At 64.9% G+C, this 20,627-nt stretch carries 23 protein-coding genes, 1 tRNA gene and 1 pseudogene; 6 read left to right on the top strand and 19 right to left on the bottom strand.

The genetic code is table 11. The annotated features are described in order from the left end of the window. The 5 genes and pseudogenes from BRAS3809_RS23480 to ygfZ form a co-directional block, all read right to left on the bottom strand. A pseudogene (locus BRAS3809_RS23480) lies at positions 1 to 321 on the bottom strand (DUF2339 domain-containing protein); the annotation flags it as partial. Positions 322 to 660: 339 nt separating this feature from the next. After that, the gene (locus BRAS3809_RS23475) at positions 661 to 1,167 is read right to left on the bottom strand and encodes a tyrosine phosphatase family protein (protein ID WP_008964529.1); all 507 of its coding nucleotides are present in this window, start codon (positions 1,165 to 1,167) and stop codon (positions 661 to 663) included. Positions 1,168 to 1,302: 135 nt separating this feature from the next. Continuing rightward, positions 1,303 to 1,920 carry a YfbR-like 5'-deoxynucleotidase gene (locus BRAS3809_RS23470; protein WP_008964528.1) on the bottom strand — a complete coding sequence of 206 codons (618 nt, stop codon included), beginning with the start codon at positions 1,918 to 1,920 and terminating at the stop codon, positions 1,303 to 1,305. Next, complete coding sequence (locus BRAS3809_RS23465; RefSeq protein WP_008964527.1) at positions 1,917 to 2,546, bottom strand: DNA-3-methyladenine glycosylase I; 630 nt, start codon at positions 2,544 to 2,546, stop codon at positions 1,917 to 1,919. The genes BRAS3809_RS23470 and BRAS3809_RS23465 overlap by 4 nt, the downstream gene beginning before the upstream one ends. A gap of 8 nt (positions 2,547 to 2,554) precedes the next feature. Further along, positions 2,555 to 3,439 (bottom strand): CAF17-like 4Fe-4S cluster assembly/insertion protein YgfZ, encoded by an 885-nt coding sequence (gene ygfZ / locus BRAS3809_RS23460; RefSeq protein WP_008964526.1) that lies wholly within the window; start codon positions 3,437 to 3,439, stop codon positions 2,555 to 2,557. 197 nt (positions 3,440 to 3,636) lie between these two features. Here ygfZ and BRAS3809_RS23455 point away from each other — a divergent pair, with 197 nt between their 5' ends. Further along, entirely contained in the window at positions 3,637 to 4,971 is a 1,335-nt protein-coding gene (locus BRAS3809_RS23455) for a dihydroorotase (RefSeq protein ID WP_008964525.1), read from the top strand. Positions 4,972 to 5,081: 110 nt separating this feature from the next. Here the strand turns inward: BRAS3809_RS23455 and BRAS3809_RS23450 are convergent, their stop codons facing one another. The 5 genes from BRAS3809_RS23450 to BRAS3809_RS23430 all read right to left on the bottom strand — a co-directional run bounded on the left by BRAS3809_RS23450 (position 5,082) and on the right by BRAS3809_RS23430 (position 8,184). Then, complete coding sequence (locus tag BRAS3809_RS23450) at positions 5,082 to 5,597, bottom strand: protein phosphatase CheZ (protein ID WP_008964524.1); 516 nt, start codon at positions 5,595 to 5,597, stop codon at positions 5,082 to 5,084. A 677-nt stretch (positions 5,598 to 6,274) separates the two neighbouring features. Further along, a complete protein-coding gene (locus tag BRAS3809_RS23445) occupies positions 6,275 to 6,541 on the bottom strand; it encodes a hypothetical protein (protein ID WP_008964523.1) in 267 nt (88 codons plus the stop codon). Between the two features lie 155 nt (positions 6,542 to 6,696). Beyond that, positions 6,697 to 7,107 carry a TIGR02301 family protein gene (locus BRAS3809_RS23440; RefSeq protein WP_008964522.1) on the bottom strand — a complete coding sequence of 137 codons (411 nt, stop codon included), beginning with the start codon at positions 7,105 to 7,107 and terminating at the stop codon, positions 6,697 to 6,699. 33 nt (positions 7,108 to 7,140) lie between these two features. Beyond that, positions 7,141 to 7,569: an NUDIX hydrolase gene (locus BRAS3809_RS23435; RefSeq protein WP_008964521.1), complete on the bottom strand. Its 429-nt coding sequence runs from the start codon at positions 7,567 to 7,569 to the stop codon at positions 7,141 to 7,143. A 60-nt stretch (positions 7,570 to 7,629) separates the two neighbouring features. Next, on the bottom strand, positions 7,630 to 8,184 hold the full coding sequence (locus BRAS3809_RS23430; RefSeq protein ID WP_035657894.1) for a hypothetical protein: 555 nt from the start codon (positions 8,182 to 8,184) through the stop codon (positions 7,630 to 7,632). 62 nt (positions 8,185 to 8,246) lie between these two features. On the opposite strand from BRAS3809_RS23430, the gene BRAS3809_RS23425 reads away from it, so the two are divergent. After that, a complete protein-coding gene (locus BRAS3809_RS23425) occupies positions 8,247 to 9,017 on the top strand; it encodes an SOS response-associated peptidase (protein WP_083839155.1) in 771 nt (256 codons plus the stop codon). 151 nt (positions 9,018 to 9,168) lie between these two features. On the opposite strand, the gene BRAS3809_RS23420 is transcribed toward BRAS3809_RS23425, so the two are convergent. The 4 genes from BRAS3809_RS23420 to BRAS3809_RS23405 are packed head-to-tail and all read right to left on the bottom strand — an operon-like array spanning position 9,169 to position 12,669. Beyond that, positions 9,169 to 9,750, bottom strand: a complete 582-nt coding sequence (locus tag BRAS3809_RS23420) for an NUDIX domain-containing protein (RefSeq protein WP_008964518.1) — start codon at positions 9,748 to 9,750, stop codon at positions 9,169 to 9,171. A 9-nt stretch (positions 9,751 to 9,759) separates the two neighbouring features. Beyond that, the gene (locus BRAS3809_RS23415; RefSeq protein ID WP_008964517.1) at positions 9,760 to 10,215 is read right to left on the bottom strand and encodes a GNAT family acetyltransferase; all 456 of its coding nucleotides are present in this window, start codon (positions 10,213 to 10,215) and stop codon (positions 9,760 to 9,762) included. Between the two features lie 9 nt (positions 10,216 to 10,224). Continuing rightward, on the bottom strand, positions 10,225 to 11,652 hold the full coding sequence (locus tag BRAS3809_RS23410; protein ID WP_008964516.1) for an FAD-binding oxidoreductase: 1,428 nt from the start codon (positions 11,650 to 11,652) through the stop codon (positions 10,225 to 10,227). A gap of 18 nt (positions 11,653 to 11,670) precedes the next feature. Further along, positions 11,671 to 12,669 (bottom strand): L-threonylcarbamoyladenylate synthase, encoded by a 999-nt coding sequence (locus tag BRAS3809_RS23405; protein ID WP_008964515.1) that lies wholly within the window; start codon positions 12,667 to 12,669, stop codon positions 11,671 to 11,673. A 231-nt stretch (positions 12,670 to 12,900) separates the two neighbouring features. Between BRAS3809_RS23405 and BRAS3809_RS23400 the strand changes: the two genes are divergently transcribed. The 4 genes from BRAS3809_RS23400 (at position 12,901) to BRAS3809_RS23380 (ending at position 16,101) form a co-directional block, all read left to right on the top strand. Next, a tRNA-Pro gene (locus tag BRAS3809_RS23400) sits at positions 12,901 to 12,977 on the top strand. Between the two features lie 928 nt (positions 12,978 to 13,905). Then, positions 13,906 to 14,751 (top strand): 3-oxoadipate:acetyl-CoA acetyltransferase, encoded by an 846-nt coding sequence (locus tag BRAS3809_RS23390; RefSeq protein ID WP_035657886.1) that lies wholly within the window; start codon positions 13,906 to 13,908, stop codon positions 14,749 to 14,751. Positions 14,752 to 14,764: 13 nt separating this feature from the next. Next, complete coding sequence (locus BRAS3809_RS23385; RefSeq protein ID WP_008964512.1) at positions 14,765 to 15,460, top strand: CoA transferase subunit A; 696 nt, start codon at positions 14,765 to 14,767, stop codon at positions 15,458 to 15,460. A gap of 11 nt (positions 15,461 to 15,471) precedes the next feature. After that, positions 15,472 to 16,101 (top strand): 3-oxoacid CoA-transferase subunit B, encoded by a 630-nt coding sequence (locus BRAS3809_RS23380; RefSeq protein ID WP_035657884.1) that lies wholly within the window; start codon positions 15,472 to 15,474, stop codon positions 16,099 to 16,101. Between the two features lie 15 nt (positions 16,102 to 16,116). On the opposite strand, the gene pcaD is transcribed toward BRAS3809_RS23380, so the two are convergent. The 5 genes from pcaD to BRAS3809_RS23355 form a co-directional block, all read right to left on the bottom strand. After that, a complete protein-coding gene (gene pcaD, locus BRAS3809_RS23375) occupies positions 16,117 to 16,908 on the bottom strand; it encodes a 3-oxoadipate enol-lactonase (RefSeq protein ID WP_008964510.1) in 792 nt (263 codons plus the stop codon). A gap of 80 nt (positions 16,909 to 16,988) precedes the next feature. After that, the gene (gene benD, locus BRAS3809_RS23370; RefSeq protein ID WP_008964509.1) at positions 16,989 to 17,780 is read right to left on the bottom strand and encodes a benzoate diol dehydrogenase BenD; all 792 of its coding nucleotides are present in this window, start codon (positions 17,778 to 17,780) and stop codon (positions 16,989 to 16,991) included. Beyond that, entirely contained in the window at positions 17,780 to 18,790 is a 1,011-nt protein-coding gene (gene benC / locus BRAS3809_RS23365) for a benzoate 1,2-dioxygenase electron transfer component BenC (protein WP_008964508.1), read from the bottom strand. The genes benD and benC overlap by 1 nt, the downstream gene beginning before the upstream one ends. 27 nt (positions 18,791 to 18,817) lie before the next feature. Next, the gene (gene benB, locus BRAS3809_RS23360) at positions 18,818 to 19,342 is read right to left on the bottom strand and encodes a benzoate 1,2-dioxygenase small subunit (protein WP_139017431.1); all 525 of its coding nucleotides are present in this window, start codon (positions 19,340 to 19,342) and stop codon (positions 18,818 to 18,820) included. 72 nt (positions 19,343 to 19,414) lie between these two features. After that, positions 19,415 to 20,627 (bottom strand): SRPBCC family protein (locus tag BRAS3809_RS23355; protein WP_035657883.1); only part of this gene is annotated, 1,213 nt, incomplete at its 5' end.

The following is a 20,627-nucleotide window of genomic DNA, read 5'->3' as shown; positions in this document are numbered from 1 at the left end:
CGGGGCTTGCGGCAGCCGCGGCGGGGTGGAGGCCGGCGGCCCTTCGGCGGCCGTCTCCTCGGCCGTGAGCGCGGCGGGCTGCCGGGCGACCTCGGTCACCTCCGGCAACGGCGGCGGCACCGGCGGGGCTGCGGCGGGCTCCTGGAGCGGGCTCAAGGACGGCGCGGCCGGCACCACGGGTGCAGCGCCGACGGCGCCGGCGGCTTCCAGCCTGGCCAGCCGGGCCTGCACCTCGGCCAATCGGTCGGAGGTACGACGCGCGAAAGCGAGCGCCGCGAACGCGACCAGGAGGGCAATCCAGTCCAGGGGCCAGTCGAACATCACGGGGGTCGCAGTCCTGAAATCGATGGCGCCCGCCGGCGTCATGGGAAGGGAATGACAGCCCTGTCGGCCGTCTCGGCTGCGCAGCGATTCGCCTTGCGGCACGGCGTGCCGTCACGATGGCTGCAGTTCCTTGAGTGTCAAACGGCGACGGGGAAGTTCAAGCCGCGCAGGTAAGCCGCTACGCGGCCCACGGCTTTCGCCCGACCGTCGTTCCGGGGCGCGCAGCGCGCGAACCCGGAACCCAGAGGTTCGAGCCCGGGCTCATTCGGGATCGAGGTCATCAGCTCGAGATTCCCGGTTCGCTGCTAGCGCGGCGCCGGGAAATGACGGGGCGGGTCACTCCAGCTCGATGCGGAAGGGCTGGCTGTCGACCATCATCGCGCCGGGCCCGATGGCGTCCAGCGCGCGCACCATGCGGCCCTGGCGGCCCAGCGCGCGGTCGGCGAGGCTGACGATCAGCCGGTTGGGCGAGGCGATCGGCGAGGCATGGCGGATCGCCCAGGCAATGTCGAGCTCGTCGCGCTGCGGATTGAGCGCGCAGGCGGCCGCGAAGGCGCTGGCGGTCGATCGGCTGATGCCGGCATAGCAGTGGATGACCAGCGGCGCCGTGCGGTCCCAGCCGCGCACGAACGCCAGCACCTGGGCGACATGGTCGTCGCTCGGCGCCATGAAGCCCGGCAGCTGCTCGGTGATGTCGTCGACCGACACCCGCAGATGGTTCTCGGGCCGGATGCTCTCCGGTCGCTGCACCTGCTCGACATTGGCCATGATGGTCAGCACGTGGCTGGCGCCGGTCAGGCGCACAGTCTGGGGCAAAGCGGCGAGGGAGCAGACGTGGATCATGGGATGCCTTTGGACGCTCGAATATACGATCGGGCGCAGCAGGGCAAAAGCGGCTTTGGGATGCCTGCCGTGGGGCGGGCGCATGCGTGCCCGGCTCAGATGGGGGCCATGCAGGCGTGGGCCGTCAACGGCGTCTCAGCACGAACTCAGTACCAGGTTGAACCGGGTCAGGAACCGCTTCTCCGCCTTGGCGGCGCTCCAGGGCGTCAGATAGTCGGTGACCGTCGTGTCCGGCAAGCCGGGGTCGCGGCCGAACAGCCGCTTCGCCTCGCTCTCGGAGAAGCCGGCGAGCCGGGTGGCCTCCAGATAGGCCGCGCCGCGGTCGGCCGCCTTGATCTGGCGCTCGATCTCGGGCGCGAGCTCGGCGGCCAGGCCGAAGCGGATGTGGATCGCGCCGAGCAGCCGCTTCTCCACGGATTTGTAGCTGCCGCCGAGCACCGCCTTGAACGGCGAGATCATGTCGCCGATGACGTATTCCGGCGCGTCGTGCAGCAGCGCCGCGAGCCGCAGCTTCGCATCGATGTTCGGCTTCTTCGCCCGCATCACCGTCTCGACCAGCAGCGTGTGCTGCGCCACCGAGAAGATGTGCGCACCCGAGGTCTGGCCGTTCCAGCGCGCCACGCGCGACAGCCCGTGCGCGATATCGGCGATCTCGACATCGAGCGGCGAGGGATCGATCAGGTTGAGCCGCCGGCCGGACAGCATGCGCTGCCAGACCCGGTCGTGCCCGCTCGGGGCCTTGTCGCTGGTCATGTGGCGGGCTTGAGGCGCGGGGCGCGGCGCTTGCCGCTGCAGGTCTCGTGGCAGAAGCAGCTGACGAGATGGTCGTTGACCATCCCGGTCGCCTGCATGAAGGCATAGACGATCGTAGGCCCGACGAACTTGAAGCCGCGCGCGGACAGCTCCTTGGACATCCTGATCGACAGCGGCGTCGAAGCCGGCACGCTGGCGGTGGTCTTGAACGCATTGACCTTGGGCGCACCGTCCATGAAGCCCCACAACAGCTTCGAGAAGCCGGGGCCCTTGTCCTGGATCTCGAGCCAGGATTTCGCGCTGAGAATGGCGCCTTCGATCTTGGCGCGGTTGCGCACGATGCCGGCATCGTTCATCAGCGCGTGGATCTTCTTGTCGCTGTAGCGCGCGATCTTCTCCGGCTGGAAATCATCGAAGGCGCGGCGGAAATTGTCGCGCTTGCGCAGGATCGTGATCCACGACAGCCCGGCCTGGAAGCCGTCGAGGATCAGCTTCTCATAGAGCGCGCGGTCGTCATACTCCGGCACGCCCCATTCCGTGTCGTGATAGGCGACATAGAGCGGATCGCTGCCCGGCCAGGGGCAGCGCGTCAGGCCATCGGGATGGACGACAGCGGCACGGCCCATCGAGCGGCTCAGGCGACCGTCTGCTTCGGCGCGCCCTGCAGCGCTTCGGGGTCGGCGATACGCACGGTGAGCCCGCCCGCCGTCAACGGCGTGCCGGCCTCGATCGCCTCGGCGGCGCGATCGATCCGGACCAGCGCCATGCCCTTCTGCTGCACGGCCGAGCCCATGGTGCCGACCGTCTTCTCGCCGGCGAGGATCGGTGTGCCCGGCTCAGGGCTCGCTCCGTCGAGCAGCACCTTCGCGGCGCGGGTCCGGGTGGTGCCGCGATGATGCATGCGGCTCACGACCTCCTGGCCGACATAGCAGCCCTTGCCGATGTCGACGCCATGCAGCCGGTCCATGTTGGTCTCGTGCGGGAACGCATCGCCATACATGAAGTCCAGCCCGCCGCGCGGCACGCTGCACTCGATGCGATGCGCCTCGTAGGTCGCAGCGTCGACGATCTCGGCGCCGACCTTGGCGGCGATGTCCGCGAGCCCAGCCTGCGGCGCAATGACGCGCGCGCCGAGCGCGGCGTGGCGCGGGTCGGTGAAGCTCGGCCCCGCCGTTTCGCCGGCGGCGCCATCCCAGAGCGCGATCACGCCGAGCTCGGCGGAGAGGTTGCTGACCGCCACCTTCGCCCTGAGCTTGTAGATGTTGAGCTTGTCGGTGAGCGCCTGCGCCAGCGCGCGGGGAACATCGAGCAGGAAGCGCTCGCCGCTCTCCGTCGCCGGGACTTGCGTCACCAGGAAATCGACGATGATCTTGCCTTGCGGCGTCAGCAATGCGCCGAACCGGGCCTCGCCCGGATGGAGCTTGCCGACATCCGTGGTGAAGAGACCGTTGAGGAACTTGCGTGCATCGTCGCCGCTGACCTGGACCACGCCCCGGTCGTCGAGAAACGTCGCCTTCATTCGAAAAACCTCTTGCGACACGCCGCACCGAAACGTAAGCCGCCCTGGCATAAACCACAAGGCTGAAACACCGCACTGCGGTGGCTTCATTCTAAAGACCGAGACACGGGCGGCCTCGCAGACCAGCAAATGGGCAGGCGCGCAGCATGATCGATCTGCCTTGGGGTGATCGGGAGAATGAAATCCTAGAGGGGTTCATGAGCCAGCGCTTCGACGTCATTCTGAAATCCGGCACGGTGGTCAATCAGGACGGCGAGGGCGTCCGCGACATCGGTATTTCGGGTGGACGAATCGTGGAGATCGGCGATCTCGGCGCGGCTTCCGCGGCCGAGATCATCGACTGCAAGGGCCTGCACGTGCTGCCCGGGGTGATCGACACCCAGGTGCATTTCCGCGAGCCCGGCCTCACCCACAAGGAGGATCTCGAAACCGGCTCGCGCAGCGCCGTGATGGGCGGCGTCACCGCCGTGTTCGAGATGCCCAACACCAATCCGCTGACGGTCACTGCGGAGGCCTTCACCGCCAAGGTAGAAGCCGGCCGCCATCGCATGCATTGCGACTTCGCCTTCTTCATCGGCGGCACCCGCGAGAACGTCGATCAGCTGCCGGTGCTCGAGCGCGCCGAGGGCTGCGCCGGCGTCAAGGTGTTCGTCGGCTCCTCCACCGGCTCGCTGCTGGTCGAGGACGACGACAGTCTGCGCCGTATCTTTCAAGTGATCCGCCGCCGCGCCGCCTTCCACGCCGAGGACGAGTACCGCCTCAACGAGCGCAAGGGACTGCGCGTCGAGAACGATCCGCGCTCGCATCCGGTCTGGCGCGACGAGGAGGCGGCGTTGCGCGCCACCCAGCGGCTTGTCAATCTGGCGCACGAGACCGGCAAGCGCATCCACGTGCTGCACATCTCGACCAAGGAAGAGATCGTGTATTTGCGCGATCACAAGGACGTCGCCACCGTCGAGGCCACGCCGCATCATCTGACCTTGGCCGCGCCCGACTGCTACGAGCGGCTCGGCACCTACGCGCAGATGAATCCGCCGGTGCGATCGGCCGATCATCGCGACGTCATCTGGTGGGGCGTCCACCAGGGCATCGTCGACATCCTCGGCTCCGACCACGCGCCGCACACCGCCGAGGAGAAGGCGAAGACCTATCCGGCCTCGCCCTCCGGCATGACCGGCGTGCAGACGCTGGTGCCGATCATGCTCGACCACGTCAACGCCGGCCGGCTGTCGCTACAACGGTTCGTCGACCTCACCAGCGCCGGCCCCGCGCGCATCTACAACATCGCCCGCAAGGGCCGCATCGCCGCCGGCTACGACGCCGACCTCACGGTGGTCGACCTCAAGCGCAGCGAGACCATCACCAACAAATGGGTCGCCTCGAAAGCCGGCTGGACGCCCTATGACGGCGTGCGCGTGACCGGCTGGCCCGTCGGCACCTTCGTCCGCGGCCGCCGCGTGATGTGGCAGGGCGAGCTGCTGACTCCGGCCACCGGCGAACCGGTGCGCTTCATGGAGACGCTGCGGCCGTAACGGCGCCGCTCTGCGCCATGTTACTCCGTCATTGCGAGCGAAGCTTCGCTCCGCTCGCAATGGCGCGGATTCGTTTGATGCCGTGGAGCGGCGTTACGCCTCGCCGCCGGTCACGTGAACAGCTTGTCGATGTCGTCCTGCGAGATCGCGACGCCCGTGCGCTGCGGCCCGTTCAGCAGGCTTGGTGTGCTCGGGGCCGAAAGCTCGGCGGCCATCCGCGCCAGCTCCTCCTTGCCCCAGATGCGGACGAGCCTGTTGATGTGCTCCTCCATGAACTTGAGCGACTTGACGACGCGCGTGATCCGCTGCCCCGTGAGGTCCTGGAACGCGCAGGCCTCGAACACCTTGTTGGTGCTGTCGACGATCTCGTCGCAGACCGCCGCGGTCGCCGGGTCCTTGGCGCCCTGCAGCTTGCCGACGCTGGCGCTGATCGCCTCCATGCTTTCGAGAATGGTGTTGCCGGCGGCTTCCGTATTTTCCACGATCGCGTCGAGGGTGTCGGTCATCGACGCGAAGCTGCTGTTGTCGCCCTGGAGAGCGGCGAGTTCTCGCCGCATGCTGCTGATCTGGCCGAACATCTCGACCAGGTAGGTCTTCAGCAATTTCTCTTCTTCCGGCGCAATCATCAGAAATCCCCGACTTTCCCTTCAACGATTACAATTCATTTACGAATCTCGGCCTGCGTGTCTGCAACGACGTGGCGGATTCGATTCGGCGGAGACGATGTTCCGGCGCGCACAGAGTTGTCGACGCTGACAGGGTAGTATCAGCAAAGAAGAACTACTAAATCATTTCGATAAAATCCGCGCGTATCACTATCCAGGCGTTACCGGTTCGCGGCCGGCAACAATCTCGCCAGGCGCCTTCCGCCGGCCGGCATTCAGGCGCCCATCAGATGCCCCCCGGTCGCGGGGCAGGGCTATCCGCCATGGGCCTCAGCCGACGCGCCCAGCCTTTCCTGCGCCCTCGCTATTTGCGAGCGACCAACGCTGGTCATCGCTCGGACGCAACGCGCCGCGAGGCCCCGATGCTATTTGACAGGTGCAGGATGATCGCCTGATGCCGCGTGATCCGGTGATGCTGCGGCAACCCGCCGATGTCATCCCGGCGAAGGCGGGAATCTATTACTCACCGGCAGTCGCGATCAACCGAGAGGTCACGGCCTACGTGCGAACGCGGGCATGACGGACAAGGCAGTCCTGTAGCCCGGATGAGCGCAGCGATATCCGGGTTCACCGATACGGTCCAGGAATCCCCGGATGTCGCTGCGCTGATCCGGGCCACGCTGAAAGGACGCGAAAGCCTACTGCGTCGCGCGGGACAGCGAGAACTCGCCATTGCGGACGCGCTCCGGCATGCCCTCGACGAAGGTCGCGACCGCGTCCTCGCCGTAGGTGGTGACGAGCTCGGCCAGCGCCGCGAACAGGCTGGCCTGCGCCAGGCAATCGCCGTCGACGCCGTCATGGCGCGCCTCGGCCCAGGCCTCGTTGAGGTAGCTGAGCGCGGCCTGCTTCTGCTCGTGATCGGGCAGGGCGGCGGGAAGGGCACTGAAGGTAACGGGGAAGCTCATTGAATTCAGTCTGGCGGCGCGCCGTAGCGCAAGGAAATCCGAACGCGGGCGCGCCGGACAAAGGCAGGTTTATCACGGGGAACGCGGACGCCTAGGCCAGTTCTTTAGGAAAGGTTAACAAGGTTAACACAAACGTGGATAACGCGCCGGCGCCGTCAGTTGGCGTACCGGGCGGTGAGGTCGCGCGAGATCTTCGAGCCCTCGTCGATGTAGCGGCGGATCGCCACCATCGCCGCCGGCGTGCAGGTCCGGTAGGTCTGCTGGAAGCCGTTATAGCCGCGGTTGAAGCCGGCAATCATGCGGGCACGGCGCTCGCCGGAGGGAGTCTCGGCGTCGATCAGGGCCTGCATCTGGTTGCGCCATTTCGCGCCTTCATTGCTGCCGCAGATGCCGCGGAGGTAGTGAAGTGTGCCGAGGATCTCGGCCAGCCGCTGCAGGTCGCCGTCGAACGGCGCAGCCGCATCCTGCGCCCGCGCCGGCGCGGCGGCACAGGCCAGCGCGAGCATGGCGATGGCCAGAAGGCGCGTGAAGAGGCGGGAGGGGATGATCGGACGCACGGACGTCATATGCCTTCGCACGACGGCGGACGCAAGGCAGCGCTACAGCAGCGCCCGGGCGGCGGCGATGATCTCCGGCAGGCCGTCGGTCAGCGCAAGGCCGTCCAGCGCCTCGGGATCGCGCCATTGGGCGTCGTCAAGCTCGCCGTTCAGCCGGGGCTCGCCGGCCTGCCAGCGCGCGGCAAACGGCAGGATCACGTAATGTCCGCCGCCGCCCGTGCCGCCCTGGCTCGCCGGCAGCACCTCGCGCCAGCCGGCAAGGCCGAGGATGGCGATGGAAAGCCCGGTCTCCTCCATCACCTCGCGCGCGACCGCCGCGTGCAGGCTCTCGCCGAACTCGACGCGTCCGCCTGGCAGGGTGTACGCACCCTTGGCCGGCGACCGCGCCCGGCGCACGATGAGGATCCTGCCCGCCCGGAAGATCGCGGCGCTGACGGCGAGCTGAGGTCGGGGTGGGGCGGGATCGGTCATTTCGGCGGCTCCGGAGGCGGTCCGCACTGTACCGGGAAGACCGCCGCAATGGCAGCCAGCTCAGAAGGCGGCCATGATGGCGTCGACGGCATCGACCTCGTCGACCTCTGCCACCGGTTCCGGATCGAACTCGATGTCGCCATTGATGATGCCGCCAGCCTGCGACACCAGCGGCTTGACCCACCCGGCCGCCTGCTCGGCGAGCTTGGCCTTGGTGGAATCCTGCTTGGCCTCGCGCATCGCGCTGCCGACCGCGAGCAGGATGTCGGTCATGGTCTTGGTCAGATGATCGAAGCGGTCGCGAATCGACGGATCGGCCTGCTCATAGGCCTCGATGACCAGATCGCGGGCCTTGAAATTGGTGTGGGTGAAATGTTCTGGATAGGTCAGCGGCGACCACGCCAGGAAGTCCTCGGCGCATTCCGGGATGTCCGGAATCATTTCGAGCAGCATCACGGCTTCGTTGAAATGATTCAGGTAGTCGGTGGCAAGCCCGGTGCGCGGATTGATGTTGGCGGCGCGCAGGATCGCGGCCCGCGCCGGATCAATGGCGCTGCCCGCCGGTCGTGGGGTCGTGCGATCGGAAGGCACGGATTGGGTAGCCGCTGCGGTCATCCGCTGCAGTGTTCCCAACCCCGGTTAAAAGGTGCTGAACACACCAGAATTTGAGTGAGATTATGTGTGGACGCTTCGTCATCACTTCACCACCCGCGGCGCTCAGGCAGATCTTCGGCTATCAGGAGCAGCCGAACTTCCCGCCGCGCCACAATATTGCTCCGACGCAGCCGATTCCCGTAGTTTTCCTGGATCAGGAAGTCAGGCATTTTCGTCTGATGCGCTGGGCCTTCATGCCGTCATGGGTGAAGCATCCCCGTAGTTTCACGCTGCTGATCAATGCGCGTTCGGAGTCCGTACGCGAGAAGCCGGCGTTCAAGAATGCGATTCGGCGGCGGCGTGTGCTTGTGCCCGCTGATGGGTATTACGAGTGGCAGGTGATCGATGGCCGCAAGCGGCCGTTCTTCATTCACCGCGCCGATCGCGCGCCATTCGGCTTCGCCGCGCTCGCCGAGACGTGGATGGGGCCGAACGGCGAGGAGGTCGACACGGTGGCGATCGTGACGGCGGCGGCGAGCCGCGATCTCGCCACGCTGCATCACCGGGTTCCCGTCACGATCCGACCGGATGATTTCTCGCTATGGCTCGACTGCCGCAACCACGACGCCGACGACATCGTGCATCTGATGGTGGCGCCCAAGGAGGGCGAGTTCGCCTGGTACGAAGTCTCGACCCGCGTCAACGCGGTCGCCAATGACGACGAACAATTGCTGCTGCCGATGACCGAGGACATGCGCGCCGCCGAGGACGCGCAGCGCAAACCTGCGAAGAAGGTTGCATCGCGCAAAGCTTCAACTGCACCGGCGGATGACGGACAGGGGAGTTTGTTCTGAGACAGGCTGCATCGGCTGAGAAGGTCGTCATCCCCGCGAAAGCCGGGATCCAGTACGCCGCGACTTCTCATGTTGAAACGAACAGCAGCGGACTACTGCGTCCCCGCTTTCGCGGAGGACGACAGCGGAGGTCGTCGCAGAAGACGACGGCCTAAGGAAAAATCCGCAGCGCCGCGTGCTGCAGCAGCATGATGGTCTTGGCGTCCTGGATGCGCCCATCCGCGATCATCGCGAGCGCCTCGTCGATCGAGAGTTCCAGCACCTCGATCTCCTCGCCCTCATGTGCGAGCCCGCCGCCGGCGCTGACGCGCATGTGCGGCTCGTACGCCGCAACAAAGAAGTGGATCTTCTCCGTGACCACGCCCGGGCTCATGAACGCCTCGAAAACATATTGCACGTCGTGCAGGCGAAACCCGGTCTCCTCCTCGGCCTCGAGGCGGATGCGCTCCTCCGGCGAGGCATCGTCGAGCAGCCCGGCGGCGGCCTCGATGAGCAGATCGTCATAGCCGTTGAGGAAGGCGGGATAGCGGAACTGCTTGACCAGAATGACGCTGCGCTGGGCGAGATTATACGGCAGGATCGCAGCTGCGTTGCCGCGCTCGAACACGTCGCGGCTCTGCATCTGCCAGGTGCCGTCGTCGCGCCGCCACTCGAATCTGGTCGAGGTCAGCGTGCCGTAATGGTCGGAGAGCACCCGCCGTTCGTGCACGCGGATGCGGTCGGAGATGCTCATGCGGGACCTCTACTTCATGCCGGGCGTCGGCGGCCTTCCGTCGAGCCATTTCGAGAACACGACGCTGTCCTGCACGGCATAGTCGAGCGCCTGGTAGAACGCCTGCACCTTGGTGTTGTCGCCGCGCACCATCAGCATCAGCTTGGCGATGCCGCGGCCGCGCAGCCAGTCCTCGGCGGCGGCCATGATGGCGCGGCCGAGATCCTGGCCGCGATGATCGGGATCGACGCTGACATAGTAGACCCAGCCGCGGTGGCCGTCATGCCCGACCATGGCGGAGGCCGCGATCGCGCCGCCAGAGCGGCCGACCAGCACGGTGGAGTCGTCGCCGCGGCGGGCGAGCGCGATATCGGCGGCCGGATCGTTCCACGGCCGCGTCAGGCCGCAGCGCTGCCACAGCGCGATGACCGCGGGCACGTCGGCATCGGTGATGTCGGAGATGGCGAGAGCAGGGGCACTGTCCATGTCGAGAACCTAGAGAACCTTGCCCGGGTTCATGATGCCCAGCGGATCGAACTGCGCCTTGATCGCGCGCATCAGCGCGATCGCGGTCGGGTCCTTGACATCCGGCAGTTCGTCGCGCTTGAGCACGCCGATGCCGTGCTCGGCCGAGATCGAGCCGCCCATGCGCAGCACGATCTCGAACACGACCGCATTCACCTCGTGCCAGCGCGCGAGATAGTCGGCGGTGTCGGCGCCGATCGGCTGGCTGACATTGTAGTGAATGTTGCCGTCGCCGAGATGGCCGAACGGCACCGGGCGTGCGCCGGGCACCGCCTTCACCACCGCTTCGTTGGCCTCGGCGATGAACGCCGGCACCGCGGCCACCGGCACCGAGATGTCGTGCTTGATCGAGCCGCCCTCCGGCTTCTGCGCCCAGGAGATGTCTTCGCGCAGCTTCCAGAACGCCATGCGCTGGGTGAGATTGTCGGCGATCACGGCGTCATCGACGATGCCGCCCTCGAAACCCTGCTCGAGGATGGTCTCCAGCGTGGCGCGGGCGTCGTCGCGCGACGACGACAATTCCATCAGCACGAACCAGGGATGCTGGCCCGACAGCGGCGCGCGGTTGCCGGCGACATGGCGGATCGAGAAGTCGAGCGCAATATGGGCGATCAGCTCGAAGCTCGTGAGGCTGCCCGCCGCCTCGCGCTGGGCGATGGCGAGGAGTTTCAGCGCATCCTCCGGCGACTTCAGCCCGACGAAGGCCGTCTCGATCGCGCGCGGCTTCGGGAACAGCTTCAGGCTTGCCGCGGTGATGATGCCGAGCGTGCCCTCGGCGCCGATGAAGAGATTGCGCAGGTCGTAGCCGGTGTTGTCCTTCTTCAATTTCGACAGCGCATTCAGCACCCGCCCGTCGGCCAGCACCACCTCGACACCCAGCGCCATCTCGCGCGCCACGCCATAGGCGAGCGCGGCGGTGCCGCCGGCATTGGTCGAGAGATTGCCGCCGATGGTGCAGCTGCCCTCGGCGCCGAGCGACAGCGGGAACAGCCGGTCGACCTCGGCGGCCTTCTGCTGCGCGACCTGCAGCACGACGCCGGCCTCGGCGATCATCGTGTTGGACGCGGTGTCGACGCCGCGAATCTTGTCCATGCGCTTCAGCGACACCACGACCTCGCCATTGTGCGGCGTCTGGCCGCCGACGAGGCCGGTGTTGCCGCCCTGCGGCACCAGCGCGATGCGGTGCGCGGTTGCGAGCTTGCAGATCGCCGCGACCTCGGCGGTCGAGCCGGGACGCAGCACCAGCGGCGAGCGGCCATGGAACAGATTGCGCTCCTCGGTGACGTAAGGCGCAACATCGTTCTCCGCGGTCAGCGCCTGGCGCTCGCCGACGATGGCGGCGAATTGCGCGATCAGCTCGGGGGGCAGCGGCGGGAAGGCAGGCTGGCTGATGTTCATGATCGGTCGCTTCCAATGTTATCGCGGCGCGGCGGCGCGGCGCAGCCGGTCGTTGATGGCCTCGCCGAGCCCGTCGTTCGGGATCGGCATCACGGCAATGCTGCGCGCGCCCTTCGCATCGAGGCTGCGAAGATAGCCGAAAAGATGCGTCGCCGCCTCTGCCGGATCGCCGGTGGGCGAGAGGTTGAGAATCGCGGCGGCCTGGCCGGCGCCGGGCAAGGGCGCGGGACCGAAGGCGAGCAGTGCTTCGCCGGGCGCGATGTCGGTGGCATCGAGGCGGACGGCGGCCCGCGGCGCATAATGCGAGGCCAGCATGCCCGGCGCGAGCGGCTGTTCCGAAGCGTGCGTCTCGGCGGCAGGCCGGCCAAGCGGCCGGCCGAGCACGGCCTCGATCGCCTCGCTGGGAACTCCGCCCGGGCGCAGCAGCGTGGGCTCGTCGAAGCAGCCGATGATGGTGGATTCGACGCCGACGTCGACCGCGCCGCCATCGAGGATCAGGTCGATGCGACCGGACAGGTCGGCGGCGACATGCGCTGCGGTGGTCGGCGACACATGGCCGGAGATGTTGGCCGAGGGCGCCACCACGGCGCCGCCGAACGCGGCGAGCAGCGCTCGCGCGGTCGGGTGCGCCGGCACGCGGATCGCCACGGTGTCGAGGCCGGCGGTGGCGAGATCCGCGACGGGGCACCGGTCGGCCTGCGGCACCACGAGGGTCAGCGGCCCCGGCCAGAAGGCGGCGGCGAGCCGCTCCGCCGTGGCGTCGAAGCGGCCGATCCGCCGTGCGGCGGCGACATCGGCGACATGGGCGATCAGCGGATTGAAGGCAGGGCGGCCCTTGGCCTGGTAGAGGTGCGCGATCGCCGTGGCATTGGCGGCGTCGGCGCCGAGGCCGTAGACGGTCTCGGTCGGGAACGCGACCAGCCCGCCGCGGGCGAAAATCGCCGCGGCCTGCGCGATGCCCGCCGCATCGGCGGGCAGGATTCGGGTCTCGATCGCGGGTCTGTCTGGCGCGGGCATCACGGGTACGTCACGAGGGAGAGCGGTCGCGCTCGGCTATAGCGGGCGGGGACGCCCGAATGAAGCGCGCAAATGCGGCGCTGGGCTGCGATCGCCCGCCAATTCGCCGGCAAAGTCCCAGGACCTCAAGCAGTTAACCGATACTCCTGACGTCGGAGATTTCGATGCGATTTCCTGCCTCGTGTGCCTTGCGAAGACGGAAACCCGACGCTATAAGCCGGCTTCCCAAGTCGGAGCGTGGCTCAGCCCGGTAGAGCACTGCGTTCGGGACGCAGGGGTCGCAGGTTCGAATCCTGCCGCTCCGACCATTCTTTCAAGCACTTACAGTTGTGCTTTCCCGAGACCGCAACGGAACGGCTCTTTGAGCCATAGCGCGGCGTTCAACTCGTCGTATTGCAACGCGCCACCAGTCATCCCGATGCGAGGGGGGTTTTCGCCGCGTCGTGACGTGACGGCTCCGTGTCTTCAGCCTCATCCAATTTCTGAACAGGGAGCGCGATCGAAACCCTGCGGCTCATACCGCCGATGGAAAGGGCGAGCCAATGCTGGGCGATTGCCGGCCCGCGGACCATGTTGGCGGACCATGTGAGCGCCGGCGAAAGCTGTACTGAGCGCAACGGCCGAGCGGAGGGCTTTCAGCGGCGCGCGCCGTTTTCGGACGGGGCTTTGTGGATCGTGATCATCTTGCAGCCGCAGGCGTTTGGACACGCAAGCTGCAAGAGGTGGTGATCTAGACAACCGGCTGGCCGGTCGCCTTGGCGATCGCGAGCAATCCGATCGAGATCACGAGGGTCAGGATCAGGGCGACGCGCGACCAGATGCGCCGGCATGTCTCTGCTGGCGTCACGTCAGTCCATCGCCATTGCGCCAGCAGATCATTCAGCTTCGTTGCACGTTGTACTTCAATTTTGTGGTGCACCTCACCCCGGAGACCAAGGTCTGGGGATGCGCTCTGACCACGCCCGGTCGAAGCTGACTTCAGCGTCTCGAGGGAATAAATCCGAACCGCGCGCATGAGATCGAGATCGACTATTTGGCTCGTTCAGAGAGGCTCTGTTGGAGTGCCTCGTACAGCTCATGCTGATCTCGTGTGAACGTCCTCGTTCACTGCGAATGCGAGCAAGCAACCGGCCAAGTATATTCCAAAGGTATATCAAAATACTGCAGGCGGCCTTGTGCTGTGTTCCAACAGGCCGCAGTGATGCGTGAACCCATGATCGACCTCCTGGAGCACACGTGTCCAACGCGGCTGAAAACCCCTGCATCATTTGCGTCGCCATTACGGGCTCGCTTCCGACCAAGGAAAACAATCCCGCCGTCCCGATCTCGATCAGCGAGCAGATTGAAAGCACACATGAAGCTTTCGAAGCAGGTGCCAGCATTGCGCACTGTCATGTCCGCGACGACGATGGAAAGCCTACATCGGATCCTGAGCGTTTCGCGCGATTGAAGGAGGGCCTGCAGAAGCACTGTCCGGGCCTGATCATTCAATTGTCGACTGGCGGACGATCCGGTGCGGGGCAAGCCAGGGGTGGGATGTTGTCCTTGCGGCCGGACATGGCCTCGCTGTCGGTCGGTTCCAACAACTTTCCGACGCTCGTCTATGAAAATCCGCCCGATCTCGTCGACTGGCTTGCCGGTGAAATGCGCAAATACGACGTCAAGCCGGAGATCGAGGCCTTCGATCTCGGCCACATCGTGCAGGCCGCGCGGATGCAGCAGGATGGACGTCTCAAAGGTCCGCTTTACGTGCAATTCGTGATGGGCGTGAAGAACGCAATGCCGGCGGACAAGCCGATCTTCGACTTCTACATCGAGACCCTGAAACGCCTTGCGCCAGATGCGCAGTGGTGCGCTGCCGGGATTGGGCCTGAGCAGATCAAGGTCAACGAATGGTCCATCGCAGCGGGTGGGCATACGCGAACCGGGCTGGAAGACAATGTCAGACTCGGACGAGACCGGCTTGCGCCCTCGAATGCCGCGCTCGTGAAGCGCGCCGTCGCGCTTTGCGATCAATACCATCGGCCAGTGGCCACCTGGCGACAGGCACGCGCGATTCTCGGCCTCGAGAAGGCAGCTTGAGAGGACACGACGGATGAAGACGTACGACACCGCGCAGGAGTCCCTTCAGGGTCTCCTGTTCGACGGCATGACGATCGCAGCCGGCGGCTTCGGCCTGTGCGGCATCCCCGAACTCCTGATCGCCGCGATCCGGGATGCCGGTACGAAGAATCTTACTGTCGCCTCCAACAATGCGGGTGTTGATGATTTCGGTCTCGGCATTCTCCTTCATACCCGCCAGATCAGGAAGATGATCTCGTCCTACGTCGGCGAGAACGCAGAATTCATGCGACAATATCTGGCGGGTGAGCTCGAGCTCGAATTCAATCCGCAAGGCACGCTGGCCGAGCGCATGCGCGCGGGTGGGGCCGGAATTCCGGGCTTCTACACGAAGACGGGCGTCGGCACCGTTATCGCAGAAGGCAAGGAACACAAGGAATTCGATGGCGAAACCTACATTCTGGAACGCGGCCTTATCGCCGATCTTTCGATCGTGAAGGCATGGAAGGCCGACACCTCCGGAAATCTCGTGTTTCGCAAGACGGCGCGCAATTTCAATCCGCCGGCGGCGACCTGCGGAAAGATATGCGTTGCCGAGGTGGAGGAGATCGTTCCTCTCGGCTCGCTCGACCCCGATGGCATTCACCTGCCCGGCATCTACGTGCACCGCATTGTGCAGGGGCAGCATGAAAAGAGAATCGAACAACGCACAGTTCGCAGGCGCGCGTGAGGAGATCGGACATGGCTTGGGATCGCAATCAAATGGCTGCGCGCGCCGCGCGCGAATTGCAGGACGGCTGGTACGTCAATCTCGGCATCGGCATTCCGACGCTGGTCAGCAACTACATTCCGGAAGGGATCACCGTGACCCTTCAATCGGAGAACGGCATGCTGGGCATGGGCCCGTTTCCTCATGATGGAGAGGAAGATGCCGATCTCATCAATGCGGGCAAGCAGACGATCACCGAACTGCCGCAGACCGCCTTCTTCGACTCAGCCCAGAGCTTTGCCATGATCCGCGGCGGCAAGATCGCCATGGCGATCCTCGGTGCGATGGAAGTCTCGGAAAAAGGCGACCTCGCCAACTGGATGATTCCCGGGAAGCTCGTGAAAGGCATGGGAGGGGCAATGGATCTCGTTGCAGGTGTCGGCCGGGTGGTCGTCGTCATGGACCACACGAACAAGGCCGGCGAATCCAAGGTTCTCAAGGAATGCATCCTGCCCCTGACGGGCAAGCGCGTCGTCGACCGCATCATCACCAATCTCGGCGTACTCGATGTCGTGCCCGGCGGGTTGAAGATCGTCGAATGTGCAGATGGTGTGAGAGAGACGGAGCTCCGCGCCGCGACGGAAGCAACCATTGTCGAGTGAAGCGAGCGGGGCGGCTCAGGCCGCCCGCTCGCCGATATGTGATCGGAGCGCGTCGATAACAGCATCAGGTCGCTCGACGGCCAGCAGATGCGCGGCGGGATCGAGGACTACGAGATGCGAATCCGGTATGCTCAGATGCATGTTCCGCGACATCTCCACCGGCGTTGCCGGATCCTGCGCGCCGGCGATAATCAGCGTCGGCGTTCGGATCTGTCCGATGTGTTCTCTGAAATCCATCCGGCCGATCGCTTCGCAGCAGCTCGCATATCCCTCGGCGTCGGCCTCCGAGAATTCGCGCGCCACGCGGTCGATGGCGGCGCGCGAACCGGCGGTGAAACCGGGCGTGAACCATCGCTGAATTGTGGCCTCCACGATGGCCTTTGTGCCCTCGCGCCGGACCAGAGCCGCCCGCTCGTTCCATGCAGAGGCCGGCGGCATATACGAGGTCGTTGCCATCAAGCTCAGGGAGTGCAAGCGGGTGGACGCTCTCAGCGCGACGGCCTGGCCGGTCATGCCGCCCAGCGAAAGGCCGGCAAAATGGGCCTGCTCGATGCCAAGATTGTCGAGAATGTCGACGGCATCATCGGCCAGATCTTCTATGCCAAAGGCAGAGTGGCTGCGGGTCGAGGCGCCATGACCGCGTGTGTCATATCTGATGCAGCGAAATTCACTTGAAAGCTCGGCGACGACAGCATCCCACATCCGATGTGTGGTGCCGAGCGAGTTCGAGAACAGGATGGCAGGAGCATCTGCCGGTCCCGATTCCGTGACGAACAGCGTCACATGGGCGTTCTGTACGAATGGCATCCTGTGTCTCACACGCCGGATTGTTCCTCGGACTCTCCCGGCCCGCGCTGACGGTGCCAACGCGCCGGCTCGCGTCGCCCTCAGCCCTGATCGCCTCCGCCGACAGGCAGCACCGTGCCGGTGATGTAGGCGGCTTCCTCGGAGGCGAGGAAAAGAATGGCCGCGGACATCTCGCGCAACAATCCGTAGCGCTTCATGGCGCTCGACTGCACGGTCTGATCGACAACCTGCTGCATCCAGAGCTTTTCCTGCGCCGTCTGCTTGGCAGCATTGCGGGGGATCTGCCGCGGCGGCGCTGTCGTCCCACCGGGCGCGACGGCGTTCACGCGAATATTCTTCGTGCCGACCTCGATGGCCAGAGACGCAGTCAACGCGTTGACGGCCCCCTTGGCTGCAGAATACGGCACGCGATTGATCCCTTTCGTCGCGATCGACGAAACGTTCACGATCGCGCCGCGGCCCTGTTCAATCATGTACGGAAGCGCCGAACGGCAGCCCCAAAGTGTCGGGAAAAGCGAACGATTGATTTCGGCCACGATCTGGTCTTCGGTGAAATGCTCGAATGGCTTCATCCAGATCGCGCCGCCGACATTGGTCACCAGGATGTCGATGGCCCCGTAGCTGCAGTTCGCGCGCTCCATGACTTGTTCGTTGCCGGACCAGGTCTCGAGGTCGGCCTCGACGGCGATGCATTGGCCTTGGCCGTGCTCGGAATTGATCTGCCTTGCGACCTCGTGCACGAGCGGCGAGCGATCGACCAGCGTCAGGTGCGCGCCCCCCGTTGCGGCCTCGACCGCGACCTGCCGTCCGATCCCCTGAGCGGCACCGGTCACGACCATGCTCTTGCCGGAAAAGCGATCCTTGACTGACATCACTTGCTCTCCGACGGATTGAACTTCTCGAAGTGGAAACTGGCGGGCGAGATGTTCTTCTCGGCAAAATAGGCCCGAACCGCATCCACCATCGGAGGCGGGCCGCAGAGATAGACATCGACGTCACCGCCGAACAAAGCGCTGTCGGGCATGTGATGGGTGACGTAGCCTTTTCGCTCGTGCCGGCTTGCCGGATCGGCGACCACGGTCGTGAATGTGAAGCCCGGAATTCTCTTCGCGAGGCCCTCGAGAGCCGCGACCTCGACGAGGTCCGCGTCATTCGTTACGCCATAGATCATGTGGACCGGATGGGTCGGGATGTTCGCCTCGAGATGTTCGAGCATCGCAAGAAACGGGGCGAGCCCGGTGCCGCCGGCGAGGAAGAGAAGAGGGCGCGTGACCGCACGGAGATAGAAGCTCCCGATCGGGCCGGTCAGGGTCAAGGCATCGCCGGCTTTCGCTTGGGACGCGAGGTACGTCGACATCAGTCCGCCCGGGATGTTGCGCACAAGGAAGTCGGCGACACCGTTCTTGATCGTTGACGAGAACGAATAGGACCGCGTCTGCGCGGATCCCGGGACCGATACATTGACGTATTGGCCCGGAAGATAGCGCAGCGCATTGGCCGGTTCGGTCCGGACCGAAAATCCGATCGTCGATGGTGAGAGCTGGCGGACGTCGACCATCGTTGCGGCGACCGTCGCAGGTTTCGTCTTGCAGACGGCGGACGATGCCGGGATGCGAATGACGCAATCGGACTTGGCCTTCATCTGGCAAGTCAGGACGAAGCCCTGCGCGGCCTCCTCCTCCGTCATCGCATCGTCGATATAGCCGCCGAGCGAATACTCACCGCTCTCGCACTGGCATTTGCAGGTTCCGCATGCGCCGTCCCTGCAGTCCATCGGGATATTGAGGCCGAGCCGATATGCGGCATCGGCAACCAGTTCGTCCGGCCGCACGTCGATGAAGCGGGTGATCCCGTCCTCGAAGTTGAGTGCGATTCTGTTCATCACGGTCCTCCCCGCATATTGTGCTTATTAGATGTGGTAGATATCCACGACGTGATGGATGTAGTCGTTCTTGAGGACGACCTTCTTGTTGGTGATGAGAGGCGCCGGCTGCGTCGTATCGATCGTGTAGTACGACGTCCCCCAGTAGGAGTCCGTTGTCTTGTAGCGGAAACTGAGATTGAACCAGTTGAACCGGACCTTCAACGAGCCGAGGCCGCGTTCGACGATCTCGACATTGGAGATGTTATGGGAGGTGCGGGGCACCGGCAGCGAGGTGGCCGAGGACCGTTCGGTATTGATTCTGAAGATACGGTCCTCCAGGCCTTGCTTCGATCCGTAGAAGATCAGCGAGATCTCGCGTTGCGGATCTTCCGTCAGCAGATCGTCGTCATCCCAGGCGGGCATATGGAATGTGACATTCGGCGCATAGAAGGTGAGCCAGGTGGTGAAATCGCGATCGTCGAGGCATCGCGCCTCAGCGTACAGGAACGCCTCAACGTCGGCGATCGTCATGTCATGGCTTGGGTCAGCGCTGCGGATATCGGCGGTCATGGCATTCATGGGGCATCCCTCCTCCATCGGCTGCAGCGCCGGGGCTGCAGCTGTTCATGGAACCTGTTCGAGCTATTCGGCCGCCATCGTCATGGCGGACGCGGAGGCGGCTTCCTTCCTGAGGCCGTCGGTGAGGGCCTGCTTCCAGAAACCGTGCTGGATGACGAAGAGGCCTTCGTCCTCCGTCTTCCGGCCCGAGAGCAGGGGCTTCATGCCGATCGCGTCTGCATCGGCGTCGGGTCCCTTGATCCAGTGAGTGGCGCCGCGTGACAGGTCGTTCCATTGGGCATGACGGGCTCCGAACCCGATCTGACAGGAGCGGAATTCTTCCAGATCGTCGGGCGTGGCCATCCCGGAGGCATTGAAGAAGTCCTCGTACTGTCGGATGCGACGGGCACGCGCTTCGTCGCTCTCGCCCTTCGGCGCGATGCAGTAGATGGTCACCTCGGTCTTATCCACCGAGATCGGACGGTACATCCGGATCTGCGAGGAAAATTGATCCATGATGAAGACGTTCGGATAGAGGCACAGATTGCGGCTCTTCTCGACCATCCAATCGGCGCGCGCCTTGCCGAATTTCTCGGTGAGCTCGTTCAGTACCGGGTAGAGCGGGCGGTCCTGCGGATTTGACCAGTTCGTCCAGAGCAGGATGTGACCATGCTCATAGGCGTAGAAGCCGCCGCCCTGCTTCGCCCAGGATCCGGCATCCATGGCGCGGATTTCGTCGGCCGCTTCGGCGGCCACGGCAGCGGCTTTTCGCTGATTGGTCGTGGCAGCATAATTCCAATGCACCGACGCGACATGGTAACCGTCGGCGCCGTTTTCCGCCTGAAGCTTCCAATTGCCGTCGTAGATGTACGAAGAATTGCCACGCAGCACTTCGAGACCGTCCGGCGACTGATCGACGATGAGGTCGATGATCTTGCGTGCCTCACCGAGATAGTCCTCGAGCGAAGCGACGTCAGCGTTCAGCGATCCGAACAGAAAGCCGCGGTAGCTTTCGAAGCGCGCGAGCTTCGTCAGATCGTGGCTGCCGTTCCTGTTGAAGCTCTCCGGATATCCGGCGCCCTCCGGGTCCTTTGCCTTCAGGAGCTTTCCGGTGTTGTTGAAGGTCCAGCCATGGAATGGGCAGGTATAGGTGGACTTGTTGCCGCGCTTGTGGCGGCAGATCATCGCGCCGCGGTGGGAACAGGCGTTGAGGAAGGCATGAAGCTTTCCGGTGCGATCGCGGGAAATCACGATGGGCTGGCGGCCGATATAGCCGGTCACGAAATCGTTGTTGTTC

The sequence above is a fragment of the Bradyrhizobium sp. STM 3809 genome (genome assembly GCF_000239795.1).
Classification (GTDB): domain Bacteria; phylum Pseudomonadota; class Alphaproteobacteria; order Rhizobiales; family Xanthobacteraceae; genus Bradyrhizobium.
This window is presented reverse-complemented; position numbering and strand designations above follow the sequence as displayed.

What these genes read in the sequence shown, in the direction of transcription:
- benC (WP_008964508.1), bottom strand. Translation starts at nt 18,790, where the DNA reads ATGAACAGAATCGCACTCAACTTCGAGGACGGGATCACCCGCTTCATC.
- BRAS3809_RS23425 (WP_083839155.1), top strand. Translation starts at nt 8,247, where the DNA reads ATGTGTGGACGCTTCGTCATCACTTCACCACCCGCGGCGCTCAGGCAG.
- BRAS3809_RS23410 (WP_008964516.1), bottom strand. Translation starts at nt 11,652, where the DNA reads ATGAACATCAGCCAGCCTGCCTTCCCGCCGCTGCCCCCCGAGCTGATC.
- BRAS3809_RS23420 (WP_008964518.1), bottom strand. Translation starts at nt 9,750, where the DNA reads ATGAGCATCTCCGACCGCATCCGCGTGCACGAACGGCGGGTGCTCTCC.
- benB (WP_139017431.1), bottom strand. Translation starts at nt 19,342, where the DNA reads ATGACCGCCGATATCCGCAGCGCTGACCCAAGCCATGACATGACGATC.
- BRAS3809_RS23470 (WP_008964528.1), bottom strand. Translation starts at nt 1,920, where the DNA reads ATGACCAGCGACAAGGCCCCGAGCGGGCACGACCGGGTCTGGCAGCGC.
- BRAS3809_RS23385 (WP_008964512.1), top strand. Translation starts at nt 14,765, where the DNA reads ATGAAGACGTACGACACCGCGCAGGAGTCCCTTCAGGGTCTCCTGTTC.
- BRAS3809_RS23450 (WP_008964524.1), bottom strand. Translation starts at nt 5,597, where the DNA reads ATGATTGCGCCGGAAGAAGAGAAATTGCTGAAGACCTACCTGGTCGAG.
- BRAS3809_RS23380 (WP_035657884.1), top strand. Translation starts at nt 15,472, where the DNA reads ATGGCTTGGGATCGCAATCAAATGGCTGCGCGCGCCGCGCGCGAATTG.
- BRAS3809_RS23430 (WP_035657894.1), bottom strand. Translation starts at nt 8,184, where the DNA reads ATGACCGCAGCGGCTACCCAATCCGTGCCTTCCGATCGCACGACCCCA.
- BRAS3809_RS23465 (WP_008964527.1), bottom strand. Translation starts at nt 2,546, where the DNA reads ATGGGCCGTGCCGCTGTCGTCCATCCCGATGGCCTGACGCGCTGCCCC.
- BRAS3809_RS23435 (WP_008964521.1), bottom strand. Translation starts at nt 7,569, where the DNA reads ATGACCGATCCCGCCCCACCCCGACCTCAGCTCGCCGTCAGCGCCGCG.
- pcaD (WP_008964510.1), bottom strand. Translation starts at nt 16,908, where the DNA reads ATGCCATTCGTACAGAACGCCCATGTGACGCTGTTCGTCACGGAATCG.
- BRAS3809_RS23475 (WP_008964529.1), bottom strand. Translation starts at nt 1,167, where the DNA reads ATGATCCACGTCTGCTCCCTCGCCGCTTTGCCCCAGACTGTGCGCCTG.
- ygfZ (WP_008964526.1), bottom strand. Translation starts at nt 3,439, where the DNA reads ATGAAGGCGACGTTTCTCGACGACCGGGGCGTGGTCCAGGTCAGCGGC.
- BRAS3809_RS23445 (WP_008964523.1), bottom strand. Translation starts at nt 6,541, where the DNA reads ATGAGCTTCCCCGTTACCTTCAGTGCCCTTCCCGCCGCCCTGCCCGAT.
- benD (WP_008964509.1), bottom strand. Translation starts at nt 17,780, where the DNA reads ATGTCAGTCAAGGATCGCTTTTCCGGCAAGAGCATGGTCGTGACCGGT.
- BRAS3809_RS23405 (WP_008964515.1), bottom strand. Translation starts at nt 12,669, where the DNA reads ATGCCCGCGCCAGACAGACCCGCGATCGAGACCCGAATCCTGCCCGCC.
- BRAS3809_RS23455 (WP_008964525.1), top strand. Translation starts at nt 3,637, where the DNA reads ATGAGCCAGCGCTTCGACGTCATTCTGAAATCCGGCACGGTGGTCAAT.
- BRAS3809_RS23415 (WP_008964517.1), bottom strand. Translation starts at nt 10,215, where the DNA reads ATGGACAGTGCCCCTGCTCTCGCCATCTCCGACATCACCGATGCCGAC.
- BRAS3809_RS23440 (WP_008964522.1), bottom strand. Translation starts at nt 7,107, where the DNA reads ATGACGTCCGTGCGTCCGATCATCCCCTCCCGCCTCTTCACGCGCCTT.